Consider the following 19923-nt stretch of genomic DNA (forward strand, 5'->3'; position numbering starts at 1 on the left):
CCTCCGCTGGGATGCCGAAGCTGGGTGGTTTCCCGCCATTCCCCTCCCGCTGGCGGGAGGGGCAGCGAGACTTGCGCGCACAGCGCGTTAGTCGCAGCGGGGTGGGCTTCGCGATGCCCAGCCCACCCCCTAACCCCCTCCCGCCTGCGGGAGGGGGAACAGGTCTGCTTCTGGTCGGTAGCAGCCCCATCGCTTTCCTACTCGCGTCCTTTCTGTTCCACATGCGTCGATGGAACGCCGCGCCCTTTCCCGCCTCCACTGCCGCCGCCCACGCGACACTGTCGCGTCGCTGTCCTTTCCCCGTTGCCTCGCTGTCGCGTCGCAGGTGCGGCACCGGCGTCTAATCGTCGCGCGGCCATTACCCCGCGCCGACCGACCTGGCGCAAATCCGCCAGAAGCCGCGCCACCATATGCCGCATAACGGTGTGAACTTTCTACTGTCGCGTCGGCGCCTCATCGCCCGGCGATCTACCGCCTAGGACAGGGGCAGCAGGCGGGCCTTGCTATCCGGCGTCGGGAAGCGTCCCTCGTCGAACGGCAGTTCGCCCCAGCGCCAGGGGGTCAGTTCCTCATAGGCGGGGTTGGAAATCGGGGCATGGCGGCGCAGGTTGAGCAGCCGCGCGCCGTCATTGCCATAGGCGGTCAGGCGCACATGCTCGCGATAGATTTCCGCCGCCCATTCATAATGGAAGGCCGCCTGCCAGCCCATGGCGCGCGCGACCTGGGTGACGATCCACCAGTCGGGCTTGGCTTCGCCGGGCAGCGGGAACAGCCGGCGCTGGCGGCTGATCAGCCGGTCCGCCCCGGTCAGCGTGCCGTCCTTCTCGACCCAGCTGGCCGATGGCAGCAGAATGCCGCGCCCGTCCCGCTCGGGATCGGCCCAGGGGGTGGAGCGGACCGCCAGCGGCACCGCGTCCAGCGCTGCGCGCAGCCAGGCCGGATCGATGCCGTCGCCGCCTATGCTCCACAGCGCGCGGATGCGCCCGCCCCGGACCGCTTCGGCCAGTTCCGCGCCGTCCAGTCCCGGCCCGGTCGCCATCGCCTCGGCCGACCAGAAACGGGTTATTTCGGCCATCGCCTCCGCCGTGAAGCCGCGATGCGCCGCAAGCCCCGTCGCATTGCAGCCGACCTCGCGCCCGCCCATGCCATTGGCCGCGGCCGTCATGGCAAAGGGCGTCGCCCCCGGCCTGCCAATCCGTCCGGTTGCCAGATGGAAATCGATCACCGCCCGTGCCAGCCCCTCGTCCGCGCCGCCAAACAGCGTCACGATCCGCGGCACCGCGGCGATCCGGTCATAGAGCGCACGTAACTCCACCGGCGACAGGCCGCACCCCCGCGCCACCGACCACAGATCATGGCGGGTCCGCAGTTGCGCCCAGAAATCATCGGGCACGCTGACACTGCGCGCCAGATAGTCGTCATCCGTCGCGTCTGTGTCATGGCAATGGCGCAGCAGCCCGGCGATCCAGGACGCCATGCGGTCGCGCGGCACGTCGATGCGCAGATCCGCCTCGATGCTCGTCCCCTCGCCCGGCGCCGCCAGCAACAGCAGTTCGACGCCCTGCTCGGCCCGCGCCGCCGCGATCCGCGCGTTCAGCACCGGATGATCCTGCGCCAGATCCGCGCCGATCATCAGGATCAGTTCGGCCCGCTCGATATCCTCATAGGCGGCGGGCATCACATCCTCGCCATAGGCCGCGCGCTGCGCCAGCGCCGCGCCATCATTGGCGGCCCAGCCCGCATCGACATGGGCCGAACCGATGAAGCCCTTCATCAGCTTGTTGGCGACATAATAATCCTCGGTCAGCAGGCCGCCGCCGACATGCAGCGCCACGCTGCCCGCGCCATGCTGAGCGATCACCGCCGACAGCCGCCGCGCAACCTGTGCGATCGCCTTCTCCCAGCGTTGCGGCCGACCGTCGATCATCGGCTGGAGCAATCGCCCTTCCAGCCCGACCTCTTCCGCGATCTCCAGCCCGCGCCCGCACAGCCGCCCGGCATTGGCCGGATGCATCCGGTCGCCCTCGACCATCAGGTCGCGATCCTCGCCGGTGATGGCGCGCAGGCCACAGCCGACGCCGCACCGGCCGCAAAGCGTGCGTATCACTGCCATGTCAAAGGGCTGCGCGGGTCCGGCCGGAACGGACGAAGGGGGGAAGGATCGGCGTCACCGGCGTCTGCTTAGCGGATCGAACGCGGCGACAAAAGCATGTGCCTACAATTGCATGGCCGCGGCGCCAAGCGCACAAGGCGTCCATGCGCTTCCTTCATCCGATTCCGCTCCTGCTGCGCGCGCTCGCGCTGCTGTCACTATCCTGGGCGGCCGCGCAGGACAAGCGCGGGCCGCTGGTCCTTGCCGCCGCCAGCCTGCAGGAATCGATGAATGCCGCCGCCGATGCCTGGGCGCGGCAGGGCCATGCCCGCCCGGTCCTGTCCTTCGCCGCCTCCTCGGCGCTGGCCCGGCAGATCAAGGCCGGCGCGCCTGCCGACCTGTTCGCCTCCGCCGACGAGGATTGGATGGACGATATCGAGAAGGCCGGCTTCGTCGCGCGCGGCAGCCGCGCCGACATGGCCGGCAACCGGCTGGTGCTGGTCACCCCGGCCGGCAAGCCGGTGCGGCTGCGCATCGGCCGCAACATGCCGCTAGCCGCAGAGTTGAACGGCGGCCGCCTCGCCATGGCCGATCCCGACGCCGTGCCGGCCGGCAAATATGGCAAGGCGGCGCTCACCGCGCTCAATGTCTGGCCCTCGGTCGCGGACAAGGTCGCGCGCGGCGACAGCGTGCGCGCCGCCCTCGCCCTGGTCGAGCGCGGTGCCACCCCGCTCGGCATCGTCTATGCGACCGATGCCCGTGCCTCGAAAACGGTACAGACCGTCGGGACTTTTCCCGCCAACAGCCATCCGTCGATCCGCTATCCGGTGGCGCGGCTGACCGCCAGTCGCCACCGCGACGCGGAAGGCTTCCGCCGCTTCCTGCTGTCGGCGCAGGGCCGGGCAATCCTTGGCCGTTACGGCTTTAGCGCGCCCTGATCGCCGATTGTTTTTCTACGGATCGCGCACGCCATCATCTCAAAGCCCCGCCCCATCTCCGGTTTTCGACGGACGGATCGAGACAAGGTCGGCTCCCAGCGCCTCCAATTCTGCACGATCGTGACTGACATAAAGAATCGGGATCGATGTGGCCGCGTGCAACTTGCGTATAAGCTCCAGTATCTGGTCCTTCAGGCCCTGGTCCAGGCCCGTCAATGGCTCATCCATCAACAAAAAATGAGGATTGGCTAGCAAGGCACGCCCAATCGCCACGCGCTGCGCCTCCCCCCCGGAGAGAGAATGTGGCCGGCGCTCAAGCAGATCGCCGATGCCTAACATGTCGACGATAGCTGGCATATCAAGCGCGCTTCCTCCACTATGCCTTCGGCCATAAATAAGGTTCCGGCGCACGCTCATGTGCGGAAAGAGGCGCAGATCCTGAAAAATATAGCCGCAATGCCTCTGCGCGATGGGCAGGTCTACGCCGACGGCGCTGTCAAACAACGTGCCCCCGGCAATCGCGACACGACCTTCATCGGGACGTAATAGACCGGCCACCATGTTGAGCAGGCTGCTCTTACCTGCCCCAGATGGACCAAATAGGCCGACGATCGCACTGGAACTGGCAATGTCTATGGCCAGATGATTGGCCCCTAGTCGGCGACGGACATGGATGTCAAAGGACATGGTCGCCCCTGCCCATGCGTCTCGCGAGCCATTCGGATGCCATCAGCGCGCCGAGCGACAACGCAATCGAAATCAGTGCCAGCCGCAATACCGCATTTTCGCTGTCCGGCAGTTGCAGCGCGGAATAGATGGCGATCGGCAGTGTTCGGGTCTCCCCTGGTATATCGGACACAAAGGTAATGGTGGCGCCAAATTCCCCGATCGATCGAGCAAAACCCAGGATCATGCCAGCCAATATGCCCGGAACCGCGAGTGGCAACGAGATGGTGCAGAAGACCCGGATACGGCCGGCTCCGAGCGTCTGGGCGACAGTCTCCAATCGTCGATCGATTGTCTCAATCGACAGCCGGATAGCGCGCACCATCAGCGGCATCGCCATGATTGCTGCCGCGAGCGTTGCGCCCGTCCAGCGAAACAACAGACTGATGCCAAACCAGCTTTCCAGCCAATGACCAAAGACACCCTGCCGACCAAACAGAAGCAGCAGTAGCCAGCCGGTGACCACCGGTGGCACCACCAACGGCAAATGCACCAGTGCATCAAGCATCAGTTTGCCAGGAAAACGATAGCGCGCGAGCAACCATGCCAAGGCAAAAGCTATCGGCAGCATCGCGAAGACCGCTGTCAGACTGACCCGGAGCGAAAGCCCGATGATCGCCCATTCTTCAGCACTGATCGATGACAATAGCATGTAGTCACCGATTCACTTCGGCAAGATTGCGCATTCGCCGATCAATGGCGATGGTCACCAAAATTGTCCTTTAGCGTACTCCACGTAACGCCGTGCCCTTTTGCATTGTCCATCGTGGTGCCCGGCCTCTGTCTGGCCGGATAATCTGCGCAGGCGCCCGCAACAGCCGATCAACCGCGTTGCTGACGAGCATCTGCAGCCCTTCCTCGCTCAGAAGCCCTCCGCGAATGAGGCAGCGATCGACCAGAACTCGCCGAAACGCTGAATAGAGCGTCATGTCCGGCTGGCGCGGCGCCAACCAGAAATCATCAAGGCTCGACTGATGCACCACTCCTGGCACCTTGTAGACTGCGTGCCCCAGAACCACGACAGGCTTGCCGGCATTGAGCGCCAACGTGCCTACAGTGCTGTTCACCGTCACCACGCCCAACGACTTGCCCACCACTTCGGCAATGTCCCAATCGGCCAGATAGACGACACGGTCCTTTACGCCATAATGAGCGGCCAGCCGGCGAGTCAGTCGGTCCCAGGCGACAAGACCGGGGTCCAGCGGATGGCGTTTCACCACAAGAGAGACATGATCAGGCGCATGCTGCGCAAAGCTCTTGATAGCGAAACGCAGCGCAGCGCGCATGTTGCCGAAGGGCGAATGAACGCGAATCTGATAGTCGGAGTTGAGTTGCAACGGGAGCGCGAAATAGGGCTTATCCTTGACCGTATCCCACGCCTTAAAAGACCGGCGCCCGTCACCGCGACGCATGACCAGCTTGCGACACCAGGCGACCGATTCCATCAGGAAACTATGCGGTCGGTGGGTTCGGTAGAATGGGAAATAGGGCCGCATGAATGCAGCGGCCAGACCATTGCGCATCGTGTTGCGCGCACGGGCAGTGAAGGTCGAGGGCACGGGCGGCAGATTATCGATATAGTCCGGCAAGCCCCGGACCTGGTCTAGATACCATTGTGGGTCCAGCGGCAGAGTCGAATTGCCGTTAACGCCATCGTCCTGCAAGGTCAGGAAATCGGGGCGAATATACCCTTCCTCCACGACATGAACATGCAAGTTGCGCAGCCGTGCCATGCCATGTGCCGAGGTATGGTAGGGACGGCAATCACCATAGAGAATCAGGTCCGTAACGCCATGATTGACGATAAAATCGTCAAAGAAGAGCGGCCAGTTACGAAATGTTCCACGATAATCGGTGGCATCTCCTGGCCAATCGACCTTGTCGCCACCATTGATGTTGATCCGCAGAGCAGAATGCCCGCGCTTGCGCAACGCGTCCGCAAGCATCGAGAAATAGGGACCATGCGGCCCCTGCAGGAACAAGAATGTTTTCGACGTTGGTTCAGCCATGAAGGAACTCAGCGGACAATGTCATAAATCTTCGTAGCTTCCCCTGTAGCGCGCGCAGCCGGATGAGCCATGTCATCGGCGGCGTCGATCCACTCGCTAGGCGGTCCACCATCAGTTCGGGACCACAAGGCAAGCGCGTCACGGGATCGATGTAGCGAGGATAGAGAATGAGTGCGGCCGCGACAAGTCGATCCACGTCGAGTTGTCGCCCCCGTCGCGGAGAGGATTTGGCAAGGTCGCGAGTCAGCCCCCAACCAGCGTAGAAAGGCATGCCATGCACCGTAACGGAACAGCCGCGCATCAACGCCTCAAAGCCTGTCAGCGATGACAGGACATGCACTTCGTCCACCGCCTGCACCAACGCCATCAGGGGCGCGCCGCTGTCGATCTCGTCGGCATGTTCCAGCACGACAGCGTCGCTCAAATGCCCCTTGCGGTGGCCGGCCTGCACATCGGGGTGCGGGCGATAGATGATCCAGGCGTTCGGTTCTGCACGGCGCACTCGCGCCAGAAAGTCGAGATTGCCATCGACCCCGGCCCCGCCCAGTTGCACCGACATGTCGTCATCGACCTGCCCCACCGCCAGTACCGTGCGCCGGCCGGGCGGCAAGTCGATCATTTGGCCCGCCTCGGCACCATATTTGGTGACACCGGCATCACAGACTCGCGCGCGCAGCAGCCGCGCGCGTTCGACCAGGTTCGGCGAAAATACATGCGTGGCGAGCAAGCTTTCCAGATCGCTTGCCCCGCGCGCATTATAATAGATGCCGCATCGATCGATCACCACCGATCCGGGCGGATGCAGCGCCGCGCCAAGCCCCCGTGAACGCAAAAACCCGTCCTCGACGCGTGCCAAAGCAACGCCGGCAGCAGCCGCATCTGCTGCGATGGTCACGGGCACCCGCGATGGCCAGATCGCCAGCGCGCCCGCTTCCCGCCGTGCCCGCGCCAAGCCGCGTGCAGGTGGCAGGAAGGGCGGTGAGCGGACTCCATCCCACAGGAAATGACGCATCGCTTCCCGCTTCCAGAATGCCATGCCGCTTGCCGCCGCAATTCCTCTGTTGCCGTCCACATGCCGTCGCCAATCGGCCAGTTGCGCAACTGCATATGCGGCATCGACCATTTCGCCACTGAAGCAATCGCGATAGCGGGCACTGGCCAGCCGATAACGGGCCGCTTCCTTCAACTGCTCTGCAGAGAACGCCGCACCATCCGGCCCGAAGACCGCAATGCCCAACAAGCCGGCAACGATGGCCAGGTCATCGTCCACCTCGGCATGGACAGTACGCGCGTCGGCCAGCAACGCCCAGGGATCGCAGACCGAAGGCAGCCAATGCCCGACTGCTGGCGCTGGCCCACGCTTCGCGCTAACATCAGCGGGCACAACGCCGATCTGCCCGGCAACAAGACCGACGCAGATGGAGGGATCGATGCGCACGCCTTCGCGCGCGACCAGCAGCAGACCTTTTGGCCGATGTCCCCAGAAATCGCCGCCCACCCGCGCCAGCCGCAACGCATCCAGTAACGCGTCGGATATGGGCGCCAAGAAGCCGCCCTGGTCATCCTGACTGATGGCCGCAACAGCGGGATCAATGCCGGGGAAAGGCGGCGACCGCAGGAACGGAACACGGTCTGCGCGACGGCAGGCTCCGACTCCCGCGTCGGCCATTTCCGCCATGTTCACATACCCCCGACGACGCCCCCCCAGGCCTACCAACGCCAAGGAGGGAAATTGCATTCAACCCATTCCATGATCGCCTGAAAATTCCAGGTCAAGGAACAGTAGCAGTCACATCTTCCAATAGTTCCGCCACTATGTCGAAATAGTCACGCCAAGTCGGCGCATGCCATCCGCCGATCCGCGCAAGCTGCGCCGCCCGCTGCGGCGAATCCGCTGCGGCATAAGCGTGGATCATCCGCATCCAGCCGATGCCATCGAGTGGATCGATATAATCGGGCGCGTCCCCGCCGACTTCGCGATGCGCCGAAATGTCGCTGCAGATCACCGGGACGCCGGCACACAGCGCCTCGACCACCGGCATGCCGAATCCTTCGGCAAAGGATGGCATCAGCATCGCCCGCGCGCCCGCGACCAGATCCTGCATCTGGTTGTCGGGCAGCTCGCCCGCCTCGACCACATGGCCGCGCAGCGCCTCGCCGCGCTCCAGCATGTCGATGACATTCTCATTTTCCCAGCCGCGCCGACCGATCAGCACCAGCATCGGCGCCGCATCACCCAGTTCGTCCACCATCCGCCGCCAGATATTGAGCAGCAGCAGATGGTTCTTCCGCGGCTCGATGGTCGACAGATAGACGAAATAGGGCCGCTCAGGGAGCGTCGTGCCGGACCCGCCAAACACATCGGGCGGATCGGCGCCGAAATGGGCGACGCATGTCTGGCGATCGGTCAGGCCGTTCGACAGATGCGGTTCCAGCGCGTCCAGCGTCGCCTGGCTGTTGCCGATGATGCCGGTTGCATAAAGATCGATGCTGCGCAGCCGGCGACGATGCTCGTCCGCGCCCTGCGGCCGGGCGAACTCGGGATGGCTGAGCGGAATGACGTCATGCACCAGCGTGACGAACTTCGCGCCCTCCGCGCGCAAAATCGCGCCCACCTGCGCCGCATCGTCCAGATGATGGGGCGATGCCTGCAGATAGATGCGCGGTCCCCTGGCCCTGGGCACCGGGCGCGGGCGCGTGGCGAACATGTGGCGGATCACCGCCGCCCGCTCCTTGCGCTCGTCGGGCGAATCCACATTACGCCATTTCGCCGCGGTGAAGGCCAGGAACTGGCGCACCGCGGCATGGTTCAAGCGCCCATAATAGCCGCCCGCCGGATGAACGGCGGCAAAGGCCAACCGATCGGGCATCCGCTCCAGCAATTCGCGGGCATAGACATATTCGACCCGGTCGATGCCGGTCGGCGTCGGGTGGAAAGCACGCGAGAGCAGGCGCGAGATGTCGAGGATCACCTCGGCCCCGCCCCGGTCGCCGGTCAGATAGCTGTTCGCCGTCTTGGACCGCAGCGCCAGCCGCGCGCCCGGCGCCTTGAAGGGTTTCAGCGCCACGTCAGAACTGCGCGCGAATCTCTTCGGCCAGCGCCGCCAGCGCATCCTTGTCCGCCTGTGCGCCCGCGCCATGGGCGGCAAAGCCCTTGGGATCGCCCTCCCAGCGCGGCAGGATATGGACGTGCAGGTGGAAGATGGTCTGGCCCGCCGGCGCGCCATTGAACTGGGCGATCTGGATGCCGTCGGGGTTCAGCGCCTTGCGGATGGCGGTAGCGACCTTCTTGGTGGTCGCCATCACCTGGGCCAGCGCCTCATCCTCCATCTCCAGCAGGTTGCGTGCCTTGGACCATTTGGAAATGACCAGCGCATGGCCCCGCGTCTGCGGCATGATGTCGAGGAAGGCGAACGTGTTCTCGTCCTCGTACAGCTTGGTCGACGGGATCTTGTCCTGCAGGATCAGGGCAAAGATATTGGCTTCGTCATAGGTTCCGTCGAGGCTCATGAAACGCCCTTAGCTGAGATAATGGGCGGTCGTCTTAGCAGCGACTTCCTCGGCGGTCACGCCCGGTGCCAGCTCGACAAGCTTGAACGGGCTGTCATGGTCGAGACGCTGGAACACGCACAGGTCGGTGACGATCATGTCGACCACATTCTTGCCGGTCAGCGGCAGGGTGCAGGCCGGGATGAACTTGGGATCGCCATTCTTGGACGTATGTTCCATCACCACGATGATCTTCTTGACGCCCGCGACCAGATCCATCGCGCCGCCCATGCCCTTGATCATCTTGCCGGGGATCATCCAGTTGGCGATGTCGCCATTCTCGGCCACTTCCATCGCGCCAAGGACGGTCAGGTCGATATGCCCGCCGCGGATCATCGCGAAACTGTCGGACGAACTGAAATAGGCCGATTGCGGCAGCTCGCTGATCGTCTGCTTGCCGGCATTGATCAGGTCCGCATCCTCATCCCCCTCATAGGGGAAAGGGCCGATGCCCAGCATGCCATTCTCGCTCTGCAGCGTCACTTCGACGCCATCGGGAATATGGTTCGCCACCAGCGTCGGGATGCCGATGCCCAGATTCACATAGAAGCCGTCCTCCAGCTCCTTCGCCGCACGCGCGGCCATCTCGTCACGGGTCCAGGCCATTCTCACTTCTCCCCTTGGGCGGGCGGCGCCCACCTCTTGTCGGCAGGAAAAACATCGTCGAAGCCGCCCTTGAGGCCGCTGCCATAAACGGGGTTGGGCAGGACGAACCAACCCGCGCCCCAGAGTTTCGCGATTCCCAGGCCTTCGGTCGCGGCGCGGCGCGCCGGCACGTTCTGCCCGACATTGAACAGGTCGGTGAAATCACCCAGTTGGTCGCCGCCCAGCGCGATCACGCAATAGCTGCGCGAAATCGTCCAACGTCGGCCGTCCTTGCGCGATCCCATCGCATCGTCGCCCGCCAGATACAGCGTCTGGCCATGCACCGCCTCGCCCAGCCCCGCCGCCTTGATCGCGCGTGCGGTCGCGTCGGCATTGGCGGCCGAGCGGTTGGTGTTGAAGATCACGGTGACACCCATCGCCCGCAGCGCGCTGAGGCCGCTGTCCGCGCCCGGCACCGGCCCGACCGCGCCTTCGCCGGTCTTTTCCCACGCATCCCAGTCGGCGGCATCATAGCCCTTTCCGGTCTTCGCATCATGATATTCGAAGCCGGTGTTCAGCATCACCGTCTCGTCGACGTCGAACACGGCGGCGAAGGGCCGGTTGCCGCACGGCACATATTTGGGCGCATCCAGGCTCGCGCCTTCGGCCAGCACGACAGAATCGGCCGGCCGTGCCTTCACGACGGCAGCGGCATGAGCGACCAAAGCGGTCCAGGCCTGGCGCGACAGCGCCGCCGCCTCGCCCGATCCGTAGAGATATTGCATGCCAGCCGGCGGCACCGCCGGTCCGGTCGGCGTCACCGGCGCCGGTTCACTTGCCGTGGTCGTCGCACAGGCCGCCAGCGGCGCCAGCAACAGTGCCGGCGCAAGCCGCATCATCGTCGCCATCAGGCCGCGTCCCTCTGGCGCACGGTACGGAACTCGATCTTCTTGTCATAGGGCGCGCCGACGATCATCCGCTTGACGTAGATGCCGGGCAGATGGATCGCATCGGGGTCCAGGCTGCCGACCGGCACCACTTCCTCCACCTCGGCGATACAGATCTTCGCCGCCGTCGCCATCGGCGCGTTGAAATTGCGCGCGGTCTTGCGGAAGATCAGGTTGCCGCTCTCGTCCGCCTTCCAGCCCTTGATGATCGCGACATCGGCAAAGATGCCGCGTTCCAGGATATAGTCCTGGCCGTCGAAATTCTTCACTTCCTTGCCCTCGGCCACCGCCGTGCCGACGCCGGTCTTGGTGTAGAAGCCGGGAATGCCCGCCCCGCCCGCGCGGCAGCGCTCGGCCAGCGTTCCCTGGGGGCAGAATTCCACCTCCAGCTCACCGGCCAGATATTGCCGCTCGAACTCCTTGTTCTCGCCGACATAGGAGGAGATCATCTTCCTGACCTGGCGCGTGCGCAGCAGCTTGCCCAGCCCCTCGCCGTCGATGCCGGCATTGTTGCTGGCGATGGTCAGATCCTTGACCCCCGAATCGCGGATCGCATCGATTAGCCGTTCGGGAATGCCGCACAGGCCAAAGCCGCCCGCGCACAGATGCATGCCGTCGAACAGCAGCCCCTCCAGCGCAGCGGCGGCATCGGGGTAGAGCTTCTTGGCCATCGGCATCCATCCTTTGTACGATTTCGGTGCAGACTAGGCAGGCAAACCGATCAATACCAATGATTTGTTTTTTCGGTTAAACCCAAACAATGTCTATCAATCGCATCGCCTTCTACCATCTCGAAACCCTGCTCTGGATTGCGCGGCTGGGCACATTCGCGGCGGCGGCGGCGCGCCTCAACACCACCCAGCCGGCCATTTCCGCGCGGGTGCGCGAACTGGAAAGCCATCTGGGCACCGCGCTGTTCCGGCGGGAGGGGCGGACGATGGCGCTGACCCCGGCGGGACGGGAGTTGGTGCGCGAGAGCGAGCCGCTCTGGGCGCGTTTCCAGGGCGTGCTGATGGGGTGCAGCGACATATCCGGCGCGACCGGCATCATCCGCATCGGCGCGGGCGAGATTGCGGCGGCCAGTTGCCTGCCCGGCTTCGTCGCCCAGCTTGGCCGCGACCTGCCCCATGTCAGTCTGGAGGTCGACATCGCGCTCACCGCCGACCTCATCCAGCAGCTCGCCTCGGGCCATGCCGACCTCGCCTTCGCCGCCGGCCGCATCGCCCATCCGATGCTGCGCACCGCGCCGATCGGCAACGTCGACCTGCTCTGGCTCGCCAGCCCCGCAACCGTCGCGACCATGGCAGACATCCGTCCGCCAATCTGGTCGCTCACCAACCTGTCGCCGCTCTACCGCATCATGAAGGACGCGATCGCCGCGTCGGATCTGGCCGATTGCCCGCTCAACCTGTGCAACAATGTCCGCACCATGATCGACATCGTGCTGGAAGGCGGCGGCATCGGCATCTTCCCCCGGCCAATGGCCCGCCAGCAACTGGCCGAAGGCCGACTGGTCCCGGTGCCCGGCGCCCCGCTCATGCCCCCGGTCGATTTCCACGTCGCCGTCCGCGCCGCCGAAGCCGACCCGCTGGTGCTCGCGATCTTCGACCGGGCCAGCCGGCTGGAATTGCGGGGTGAGGATGAGGTTTAGTATTCCTCCCCGGCACGGGGAGGGGGACCGCTCGCGCAGCGAGTGGTGGAGGGGCACGGCCCCAATAGCGCAGCGCTAAACGCCCGCCATCACCCTGTCCTACACGCGGGTCTTCTGATCTACCTTTGGGGATGGGCTATCCGTACGCATTCGACCGCCTGCCTGCAGTCCAGGCGTCGCTTCACTGTCGCCTCAGTGTCGCGTCGGACGCGCGCGATCGTGACCCGATTGTCGCGCTACTGTCGCTTCGCTGTCGCGTCGCGGGCGCATTCCCGGCGCATTGGTCCGGAATCACCCCCACGACACTGTGAACTTCGACTGTCGCGTCGAATCTTCCGCCGAGACGCCCTGGAATCAGATCAGGCCAGCGAGCGGGCTCGACGGGTCGGCATACATGCGCTTGCCCATGCGGCCGGCGCGATAGGCCATGCGGCCGGCCTCGACGCCCGCCTTCATCGCCGCCGCCATCAGCACCGGGTCCTTCGCCTCGGCAATGGCAGTGTTCATCAGCACGCCAGTGCAGCCCAGCTCCATCGCCTGCGCCGCTTCCGACGCGGTGCCCACGCCCGCATCGACCAGCACGGGCAGCTTGGTGCCTTCCACGATCAGGCGGATCGTCACCTTGTTCTGGATGCCCAGGCCCGACCCGATCGGCGCGCCCAGCGGCATGATCGCGACCGCGCCGGCATCCTCCAGCCGCTTGGCCGCGATCGGATCGTCGACGCAATAGACCATCGGCTTGAAGCCTTCCTTGGCCAGCACCTCGGTCGCGCGCAGCGTTTCGACCATGTCGGGATAGAGGGTGCGCGCCTCGCCCAGCACTTCCAGCTTCACCAGTTCCCAGCCGCCCGCCTCGCGCGCCAGGCGCAGGGTGCGGATAGCCTCCTCTCCGGTGAAGCAGCCGGCGGTGTTGGGCAGATAGGTGACCTTCTTCGGGTCGATATAATCGGTCAGCATCGGCGCGTTGGGATCGGAGACGTTGACGCGGCGCACCGCCACGGTGACGATCTCCGCACCCGACGCGACCAGCGCGGCGGCATTCTGCTCGAAACTCTTATATTTGCCGGTGCCCACGATCAGGCGCGAGCGGAAGGTCTTGCCCGCCACCGTCCAGCTATCGTCATCCACCGGGGACATATCCCCGCCGCCCACAAAATGGACGATCTCCAGTTCGTCGCCGTCCTCGACCTTCACGTCGGCCAGGGTCGAACGCGGCACCACCTCCAGATTCCGCTCCACCGCCACCTTCTCCGGCGCGAAGCCCAGCTCGCTCGCCAGCTCGGCCAGGGTCAGGCCATCGCGGATGCGGCGATGCTCGCCATTGATATGGATGGAGATGGTGCCGTCGATGCTCACTACATTATCCCATTCGTGGCTGGAAACGTGTCTCGACTTGGCGCGACACGAAGGGCTAAAGATCAGCGCGCATATAGGGGCGGCGACGCCGCGCCCGCAACAGACAAGTCTCGACCGACTGGGGGATCGCCATGGCGGACACACGCAAAATCTATGTTCTGAACGGCCCGAACCTTAACATGCTCGGCACCCGCGAACCGGAAATCTACGGCTATGACACGCTCGACGACATTGCCGAGCGGATGGAGGATGCCGCCCACCGCGCCCATGTCGAGATCGATTTCCGCCAGTCCAATCATGAAGGCCATCTGGTCGACTGGGTGCAGGAGGCACATCGCGAGGGCGCCCATGCCATCATCATGAATCCCGGCGCCTATACCCACACCTCCATCGCGCTGCATGATGCGATCAAGAGCATCACCGTGCCGGTGATCGAGATCCACCTGTCCAACCCGCACGCGCGCGAAGCCTTCCGCCACAAATCCTATGTCGGCATGGCCGCCAAGGGCACGATCGCGGGCTTTGGCGCCATGTCCTACATGCTGGCGCTCGAAGCAGCTCTGGAACTGTAGAACGCACAAAAGTTGCGCTTTGGCGCAAATGAGCATAGGCGCTGGCCGCCAGAACGCATTTTGAAAGACGACAAGGGTCAAGCATGAACGACAAGCATGACAAGGGCGCGATGCAGGTGGACGTCACCCTGGTGCGCGAACTGGCAGCTTTGCTGGACGACACCAACCTGACCGAGATCGAGGTTGAAGACGGCGACCGCAAGATTCGCGTGGCGCGCAAGATCGGTGGCGGCGCCCCCATCTTCGCAGCGCCCGCTGCCGTAGCGGCACCCGTCGCTGCCCCGGCTGCGGCACCGGCCGCTGCCCCCGCCGCGGCGGCCGAGCCCGCCCTGCCGGCCGGCAATGTGGTGAAGTCGCCGATCGTCGGCACCGCCTATCTTTCGGCCGAGCCGGGCGCCGCGCCCTTCGCGCGCGTCGGCGCGCAGGTGAAGGCCGGTGAAACCGTGCTGATCGTCGAGGCCATGAAGGTGATGAACGCGATTACCGCACCCGTCGCCGGCACCGTCAAGGCCGTGCTGGTCGATAACGGCCAGCCGGTCGAATATGACCAGCCGCTGATCGTCATCGAATAAGGCCGCGATCCCATGGCCATCGAAAAACTGCTGATCGCCAACCGGGGCGAAATCGCGCTGCGCATCCACCGCGCCTGCCATGAAATGGGCATCAAGACGGTGGCGGTCCATTCGACCGCCGACGCCGATGCCATGCATGTGCGCCTCGCCGACGAGGCGATCTGCATCGGGCCGGCCGCTGCCAAGGACAGCTATCTCAACATCGCCGCGATCATCTCGGCGGCGGAGATCAGCGGCGCCGACGCGATCCATCCGGGCTATGGCTTCCTCAGCGAAAACGCCAAGTTTGCCGAAATCGTCGAGGCTCATGGCCTGGCCTTTGTCGGTCCCAAGCCCGAACATATCCGCACCATGGGCGACAAGATCGAGGCGAAGCGCACCGCTGGCGCACTCGGCCTGCCGCTGGTTCCGGGTTCCGACGGCGCAGTCAGCGATGTCGAGGAAGCCAAGATCATCGCCGAAGCCGCCGGCTATCCGGTGATCATCAAGGCCGCGTCCGGCGGCGGCGGTCGCGGCATGAAGGTCTGCACCTCGCCCGACCAGCTCGAAACGCTGATGCAGCAGGCCGGTTCGGAAGCGAAGGCCGCATTCGGCGACGCCACCGTCTATATCGAGAAATATCTCGGCAACCCGCGCCACATCGAAATCCAGGTGTTCGGCGACGGCAATGGCAACGCCATCCATCTGGGTGAGCGCGACTGCTCGCTGCAGCGCCGTCACCAGAAGGTGCTGGAAGAAGCGCCCTCGCCCGTCCTGAGCCAGGCCGAGCGCGAACGGATCGGCGGCATCTGTGCCAAGGCGATGGCCGACATGGGTTATCGCGGCGCGGGCACGATCGAGTTCCTGTGGGAAAATGGCGAATTCTACTTCATCGAGATGAACACCCGCCTGCAGGTGGAACATCCGGTGACCGAGATGATCACCGGCCTCGACCTGGTGCGCGAACAGATCCGCGTTGCCGAAGGCAAGCCCCTGTCGGTGAACCAGGAAGATATCCGCTTCACCGGCCATGCGATCGAATGCCGCATCAACGCGGAAGATCCCAAGACCTTCGCGCCCTCGCCGGGCACCGTCACCAGCTATCATGTTCCGGGCGGCATGCACGTTCGCGTCGATAGCGGCCTGTATCAAGGCTATAAGGTGCCGCCTTATTACGACTCCATGATCGGCAAGCTGATCGTCTATGGCCGCACCCGCGAGGGCGCGATCATGCGTCTGCGCCGCGCGCTGGAGGAATATGTGATCGAGGGGATGAAGACCACCATCCCGCTGCACCAGGCGCTGCTGAAGGATCCCGAATTCCTCAACGGCGACTATACGATCAAGTGGCTGGAAGAATGGCTTGCCCGTGAGGATGGCCAGTGAAGGCCACCATCTGGCACAATCCCAAATGCGGCACGTCGCGCAAGACGCTGGCGATCCTTGAGGAAACGCCCGGCGTCGAGGTGGAGGTGGTCGAATATCTCAAGACCCCCTTCACCCGCGACAAGCTGGCCCAGCTGTTCGCCGACGCCGGGATGACCCCGGCCGAAGCGATCCGCAAGATGGACACCGATGCCGAGGAACGCGGTCTGCCGGACATGACGGCGGATGCGATCCTGGACGAGATGGCGGCCAATCCGGCCTATGTGAACCGCCCCTTCGTCGAAACCGAAAAGGGCGTGCGCTTCTGCCGCCCCCAGGACAAGGTTCTGGAAATTCTCTGAATATCAGCCGCTTGTCACGCCCATGTAACAAGCGGCTGATTTGAGCCCTTGCTTTGACGGGGGGAAGCCGTAGCTTCCTCTCCCATGGCAAAGGAACCGGCATTGGCGACCATCGCCGTCTACAGCCTCAAGGGGGGCGTTGGCAAAACCACCTTTTCGGTCAACCTCGCCTGGGCGGCGGCGAGCATATCGAAGCGGCGGACCCTGCTCTGGGATCTCGACCCGCAGGCGGCGTCGAGCTGGCTCCTCTCCACCGATCTTGAAAGCCGCGATGCGGCCCAGGCCATCTTCAGCAAAGATGTCGAGGTCCGCAAGCTGATCCAACCCACCACCGTGCCGGGTCTGGACCTGATCGCCGCCGACACCTCGCTGCGCAGCCTCGACCATCTGTTCCGCGAGATGGACAAGAAGAAGCGGCTAGCCAAGTTGATCGACAGCCTGGGCAAGGATTATGACCGCATCATCCTCGATTGCCCGCCGGGCCTCACCGAAACCAGCGAGCAAGTGCTGCGCGCCGCCGACCTGATCGTCATCCCGGTCATCCCCTCCCCCCTGTCGCAGCGCGCGATGGGCGAGGTGGCACGCTATCTGGTGCAGCGCGGCGGCAATCATGCGCCGATCCTGCCGGTCTATTCGATGGTCGACCGCCGCCGCAGCCTGCATCGCAAGGCACTGGACGAACAGCCCGGCTGGGGCGCGATCCCTATGGCCAGCACGATCGAGCAGATGACGGTCCGTCGCAAGCCACTGGGCGCCTTCGCCCCCGCCTCGCCCCCGGCCCAGGCCTTCGGCGCGCTATGGACGATGGTCGAGCGGCAGGTTCAGCAGGGCTGAGGCCGTGCCTCAGCCAACGGCGCAGGCCTGCGCCGGCGGATCAGGGAACAGGCGCGCCGCATCCTGCGGCAGCATCGGCCGGCCATAATAATAGCCCTGCACCTTCTTGCAGCCTAGCCGGCGCACCATGTCCAGTTCGGTCGCGGTTTCCACCCCTTCCGCCGTGGTCGACATGCCCAGGCTTTCCGCCAGCGTCACCACCGCCCGGATGATCGCCAGATTCTCCGGCGTGTTATGCGCCGCGCCGACGACGAAGCTGCGATCGATCTTGATCGTGTTGAAACGGGTGCGGCTGAGATAGCCGAGCGAGGAATAGCCGGTACCGAAATCGTCGAGCGACAATTGTATGCCCATCGACTGCAACTGATCCAGTACGCGCAGCGCGCCGTCATCCTCATGCATGAACACGCTTTCGGTGACCTCCAGCTCCAGCCGCCGCGCATCGAGCCCGCTCTGGGCCAGCGCATTGATCACTGCGGAGATGAAGTTGGACTGGTGCAGCTGTTCCGCCGACACGTTGACGGCCACCCTTATATGCGCGGGCCAGCGCATCGCCTCGCGGCAGGCGGTCCGCAGCACCCATTCGCCGATCGGCCCGATCAACCGAGCCTCCTCGGCCACCGGCACGAATTTCGACGGCGGGATCGGCCCCAGTTCGGGATGGGTCCAACGCGCCAGCGCCTCGAAACCGGTAATCACGCCTGAGGTGGCATCCACGACCGGCTGATAGAGAAGATGGAGCTGATCCTTCTCCAGCGCCTCGCGCAGCGCCTGCTCCAGACGCTACCGTTCCTCCGCCTTGGCATGCAGCTGCGGCTCATAGGGACAATGGACGCCGCCCCCTTCGTCCTTGGCGCGATAGAGCGCCAGATCGGCGCTGCGAATGATCGATTCGGACTGGTGCCCGTCGATCGGCGAGACGGCCGAGCCAACCGACGCCCCGACATGCAGCACATGCTGATCGATCTGATAGGGGGCCGACAGGGCGTCGATGATCGCGATCGACAGGCGCGCCACCGCCCGGTCGTCGTCGATCCGCGCAATCACCACGCCAAATTCGTCGCCACCGATACGACCGCAAAATCCGGCACCGCCACAGACATGGCGCAAACGCTGCGCCACCTGGCTGAGCAGCTGGTCGCCGACCTGATGGCCCAGGCTGTCATTGATCGCCTTGAACCGGTCGAGATCGAGCATCAGGAACGCGCAGCCGGGCCGGCGATTGCCGGTGTCTGCCATCGCCTGATCCAGCGCATCGCGCAGATGAGCGCGGTTGGGCAGGCCGGTAAGCGTGTCGAACCGCGCCAACTGGGCGATCTTGTCGGCCGATTCCCGCTGGATGGTGATGTCCGACCCGACACCGCGAAAGCCCTGGAAATTGCCATTGTCATCATAGCGGGGCGAGGCCGACAGTTCGAGCCAGCGCGTGCGCCCCTGCACATCGACGGGCAACGCCAGATTGCTGAAGCTCTCCCGCCGCTTGAGATGATCCGCCAGGCTATGCAGGCTGGAGGCAAAGCGGCCACTTTCCCATCCGGCGCCAGCCAGAACCTGGACCAGCGGCGCCCCTTCCAGCGCCTGCGGCGTCATGCCGACGCTTTCGGCGAAACGCTGGGATACGCCGCTGATCCGGCGCAGCGCATCGGTCTGCCACAGCCAGTCGGATGCGCCCTGCTCATATTCGCGCAGCAACAGGCTGACGACCTCGGTCTGCTCGGCCAGCTGGACCGTGGTGCTGTGCTGGCGCGCGAAGGTGCGGGCATAGATGAGGCAGCCGACCAGCAGCGACAGCGCGTAGCTGGTAGCGAGCGCCCGCAGCGGCAACAGGGTTTCGCCATCGAACATCGCCGACAGGCCGACGATGCAGGGGACCAGGAAAGCGATCGCGGCCAGCGGCGTCGCCGCATAGCTGATCGCGCCGCACACCATGATGCAACTGATGAGGGTCCAGAGCGCCACCAGATGCTCGGCCCCCTCTCCCTTCGAAAAAAGCGTCATGCAGGCCGCCCAGACCAGGCCGTGCAGCAGGCCGGTCAGGGCATGACGGCGCAGGTCGCGCGCCTGCGGCACGCCGCCGGCGCCGATCTTCCGGCGATGGATCAACAGGGCACTGATGACGACGGCACCGATCAGCGCGACGCTCCAGCCGATCATGACGGTCGCCGAAACATGGCTGCCGAACACGCGCCAGAGGAACAGCAGGCCGAACACGTTCATCGCCAGACGCAGCAGCGCGACGCTGTCTGCCGACTGCAACTGGGCAGTCAGGACGCGCATATCGGCTTCATCGACGAGGCGTGCGAGCCCCATCATCGCCCTTAGCGAGCCCCGTCCCTGTCGGTCGGTTTCGGATTGCCCTTGCTCGATACCCACATGCCCGGCCTAG

The 19923-nt window shown here is 64.8% G+C and carries 18 protein-coding genes and 1 pseudogene; 7 read left to right on the top strand and 12 right to left on the bottom strand.

The features are described 5' to 3' along the window. Window positions 1-475 precede the first annotated feature (475 nt). On the bottom strand, window positions 476-2113 hold the full coding sequence (locus AC0KVN_RS14825) for a molybdopterin oxidoreductase family protein (RefSeq protein ID WP_435567150.1): 1638 nt from the start codon (window positions 2111-2113) through the stop codon (window positions 476-478). Window positions 2114-2256: 143 nt separating this feature from the next. On the opposite strand from AC0KVN_RS14825, the gene modA reads away from it, so the two are divergent. Beyond that, window positions 2257-3030, top strand: a complete 774-nt coding sequence (modA, locus tag AC0KVN_RS14830; protein WP_483656191.1) for a molybdate ABC transporter substrate-binding protein — start codon at window positions 2257-2259, stop codon at window positions 3028-3030. 39 nt (window positions 3031-3069) lie between these two features. On the opposite strand, the gene AC0KVN_RS14835 is transcribed toward modA, so the two are convergent. The 9 genes from AC0KVN_RS14835 to AC0KVN_RS14875 all read right to left on the bottom strand — a co-directional run bounded on the left by AC0KVN_RS14835 (window position 3070) and on the right by AC0KVN_RS14875 (window position 11517). Continuing rightward, a complete protein-coding gene (locus AC0KVN_RS14835) occupies window positions 3070-3717 on the bottom strand; it encodes an ATP-binding cassette domain-containing protein (protein WP_017500259.1) in 648 nt (215 codons plus the stop codon). Then, window positions 3707-4408: a molybdate ABC transporter permease subunit gene (gene modB / locus AC0KVN_RS14840; protein WP_287003063.1), complete on the bottom strand. Its 702-nt coding sequence runs from the start codon at window positions 4406-4408 to the stop codon at window positions 3707-3709. Before modB ends, AC0KVN_RS14835 begins: the two co-directional genes overlap by 11 nt. A 70-nt stretch (window positions 4409-4478) precedes the next feature. After that, a complete protein-coding gene (locus AC0KVN_RS14845) occupies window positions 4479-5765 on the bottom strand; it encodes a capsule biosynthesis protein (RefSeq protein ID WP_435567152.1) in 1287 nt (428 codons plus the stop codon). Beyond that, window positions 5758-7443 carry a capsular polysaccharide export protein, LipB/KpsS family gene (locus AC0KVN_RS14850; RefSeq protein ID WP_435567312.1) on the bottom strand — a complete coding sequence of 562 codons (1686 nt, stop codon included), beginning with the start codon at window positions 7441-7443 and terminating at the stop codon, window positions 5758-5760. The genes AC0KVN_RS14845 and AC0KVN_RS14850 overlap by 8 nt, the downstream gene beginning before the upstream one ends. A 94-nt stretch (window positions 7444-7537) precedes the next feature. Continuing rightward, entirely contained in the window at window positions 7538-8833 is a 1296-nt protein-coding gene (locus AC0KVN_RS14855; protein ID WP_483656192.1) for a glycosyltransferase family 4 protein, read from the bottom strand. Between the two features lies 1 nt (window position 8834). Next, window positions 8835-9275, bottom strand: coding sequence for an HIT family protein (locus AC0KVN_RS14860; protein WP_435567153.1), 441 nt, complete (start codon window positions 9273-9275; stop codon window positions 8835-8837). 9 nt (window positions 9276-9284) lie between these two features. After that, complete coding sequence (locus tag AC0KVN_RS14865) at window positions 9285-9920, bottom strand: CoA transferase subunit B (protein WP_097382192.1); 636 nt, start codon at window positions 9918-9920, stop codon at window positions 9285-9287. Between the two features lie 2 nt (window positions 9921-9922). Next, complete coding sequence (locus tag AC0KVN_RS14870) at window positions 9923-10807, bottom strand: HAD family acid phosphatase (protein ID WP_435567154.1); 885 nt, start codon at window positions 10805-10807, stop codon at window positions 9923-9925. After that, entirely contained in the window at window positions 10807-11517 is a 711-nt protein-coding gene (locus AC0KVN_RS14875; RefSeq protein WP_010335662.1) for a CoA transferase subunit A, read from the bottom strand. The genes AC0KVN_RS14870 and AC0KVN_RS14875 overlap by 1 nt, the downstream gene beginning before the upstream one ends. 89 nt (window positions 11518-11606) lie before the next feature. Here AC0KVN_RS14875 and AC0KVN_RS14880 point away from each other — a divergent pair, with 89 nt between their 5' ends. Beyond that, window positions 11607-12497 carry a LysR family transcriptional regulator gene (locus AC0KVN_RS14880; protein ID WP_161731982.1) on the top strand — a complete coding sequence of 297 codons (891 nt, stop codon included), beginning with the start codon at window positions 11607-11609 and terminating at the stop codon, window positions 12495-12497. Between the two features lie 354 nt (window positions 12498-12851). Here the strand turns inward: AC0KVN_RS14880 and thiS are convergent, their stop codons facing one another. Then, a complete protein-coding gene (thiS, locus tag AC0KVN_RS14885) occupies window positions 12852-13853 on the bottom strand; it encodes a sulfur carrier protein ThiS (RefSeq protein WP_097382188.1) in 1002 nt (333 codons plus the stop codon). 131 nt (window positions 13854-13984) lie between these two features. Between thiS and aroQ the strand changes: the two genes are divergently transcribed. The 5 genes from aroQ to AC0KVN_RS14910 all read left to right on the top strand — a co-directional run bounded on the left by aroQ (window position 13985) and on the right by AC0KVN_RS14910 (window position 17537). Beyond that, entirely contained in the window at window positions 13985-14425 is a 441-nt protein-coding gene (aroQ, locus tag AC0KVN_RS14890; RefSeq protein WP_010335659.1) for a type II 3-dehydroquinate dehydratase, read from the top strand. 83 nt (window positions 14426-14508) lie between these two features. Then, complete coding sequence (gene accB / locus AC0KVN_RS14895; RefSeq protein WP_004210355.1) at window positions 14509-14997, top strand: acetyl-CoA carboxylase biotin carboxyl carrier protein; 489 nt, start codon at window positions 14509-14511, stop codon at window positions 14995-14997. A 12-nt stretch (window positions 14998-15009) separates the two neighbouring features. Then, a complete protein-coding gene (gene accC, locus AC0KVN_RS14900) occupies window positions 15010-16362 on the top strand; it encodes an acetyl-CoA carboxylase biotin carboxylase subunit (RefSeq protein ID WP_287431132.1) in 1353 nt (450 codons plus the stop codon). Then, entirely contained in the window at window positions 16359-16703 is a 345-nt protein-coding gene (locus AC0KVN_RS14905) for an arsenate reductase family protein (protein WP_483656193.1), read from the top strand. Before accC ends, AC0KVN_RS14905 begins: the two co-directional genes overlap by 4 nt. A gap of 84 nt (window positions 16704-16787) precedes the next feature. After that, the gene (locus AC0KVN_RS14910; RefSeq protein ID WP_435567155.1) at window positions 16788-17537 is read left to right on the top strand and encodes a ParA family protein; all 750 of its coding nucleotides are present in this window, start codon (window positions 16788-16790) and stop codon (window positions 17535-17537) included. 9 nt (window positions 17538-17546) lie between these two features. On the opposite strand, the pseudogene AC0KVN_RS14915 reads toward AC0KVN_RS14910, so the two are convergent. Further along, window positions 17547-19850, bottom strand: a pseudogene (locus AC0KVN_RS14915) (putative bifunctional diguanylate cyclase/phosphodiesterase). Window positions 19851-19923 lie beyond the last annotated feature (73 nt).

The sequence above is a fragment of the Sphingobium sp. SG1 genome, from assembly GCF_057063145.1.

Coding starts and splice junctions, on each gene's coding strand:
- AC0KVN_RS14825 (WP_435567150.1), bottom strand. CDS start 2,113: ATGGCAGTGATACGCACGCTTTGCGGCCGGTGCGGCGTCGGCTGTGGC.
- modA (WP_483656191.1), top strand. CDS start 2,257: ATGCGCTTCCTTCATCCGATTCCGCTCCTGCTGCGCGCGCTCGCGCTG.
- AC0KVN_RS14835 (WP_017500259.1), bottom strand. CDS start 3,717: ATGTCCTTTGACATCCATGTCCGTCGCCGACTAGGGGCCAATCATCTG.
- modB (WP_287003063.1), bottom strand. CDS start 4,408: ATGCTATTGTCATCGATCAGTGCTGAAGAATGGGCGATCATCGGGCTT.
- AC0KVN_RS14845 (WP_435567152.1), bottom strand. CDS start 5,765: ATGGCTGAACCAACGTCGAAAACATTCTTGTTCCTGCAGGGGCCGCAT.
- AC0KVN_RS14850 (WP_435567312.1), bottom strand. CDS start 7,443: ATGGCGGAAATGGCCGACGCGGGAGTCGGAGCCTGCCGTCGCGCAGAC.
- AC0KVN_RS14860 (WP_435567153.1), bottom strand. CDS start 9,275: ATGAGCCTCGACGGAACCTATGACGAAGCCAATATCTTTGCCCTGATC.
- AC0KVN_RS14865 (WP_097382192.1), bottom strand. CDS start 9,920: ATGGCCTGGACCCGTGACGAGATGGCCGCGCGTGCGGCGAAGGAGCTG.
- AC0KVN_RS14870 (WP_435567154.1), bottom strand. CDS start 10,807: ATGGCGACGATGATGCGGCTTGCGCCGGCACTGTTGCTGGCGCCGCTG.
- AC0KVN_RS14875 (WP_010335662.1), bottom strand. CDS start 11,517: ATGGCCAAGAAGCTCTACCCCGATGCCGCCGCTGCGCTGGAGGGGCTG.
- AC0KVN_RS14880 (WP_161731982.1), top strand. CDS start 11,607: ATGTCTATCAATCGCATCGCCTTCTACCATCTCGAAACCCTGCTCTGG.
- aroQ (WP_010335659.1), top strand. CDS start 13,985: ATGGCGGACACACGCAAAATCTATGTTCTGAACGGCCCGAACCTTAAC.
- accB (WP_004210355.1), top strand. CDS start 14,509: ATGAACGACAAGCATGACAAGGGCGCGATGCAGGTGGACGTCACCCTG.
- accC (WP_287431132.1), top strand. CDS start 15,010: ATGGCCATCGAAAAACTGCTGATCGCCAACCGGGGCGAAATCGCGCTG.
- AC0KVN_RS14910 (WP_435567155.1), top strand. CDS start 16,788: ATGGCAAAGGAACCGGCATTGGCGACCATCGCCGTCTACAGCCTCAAG.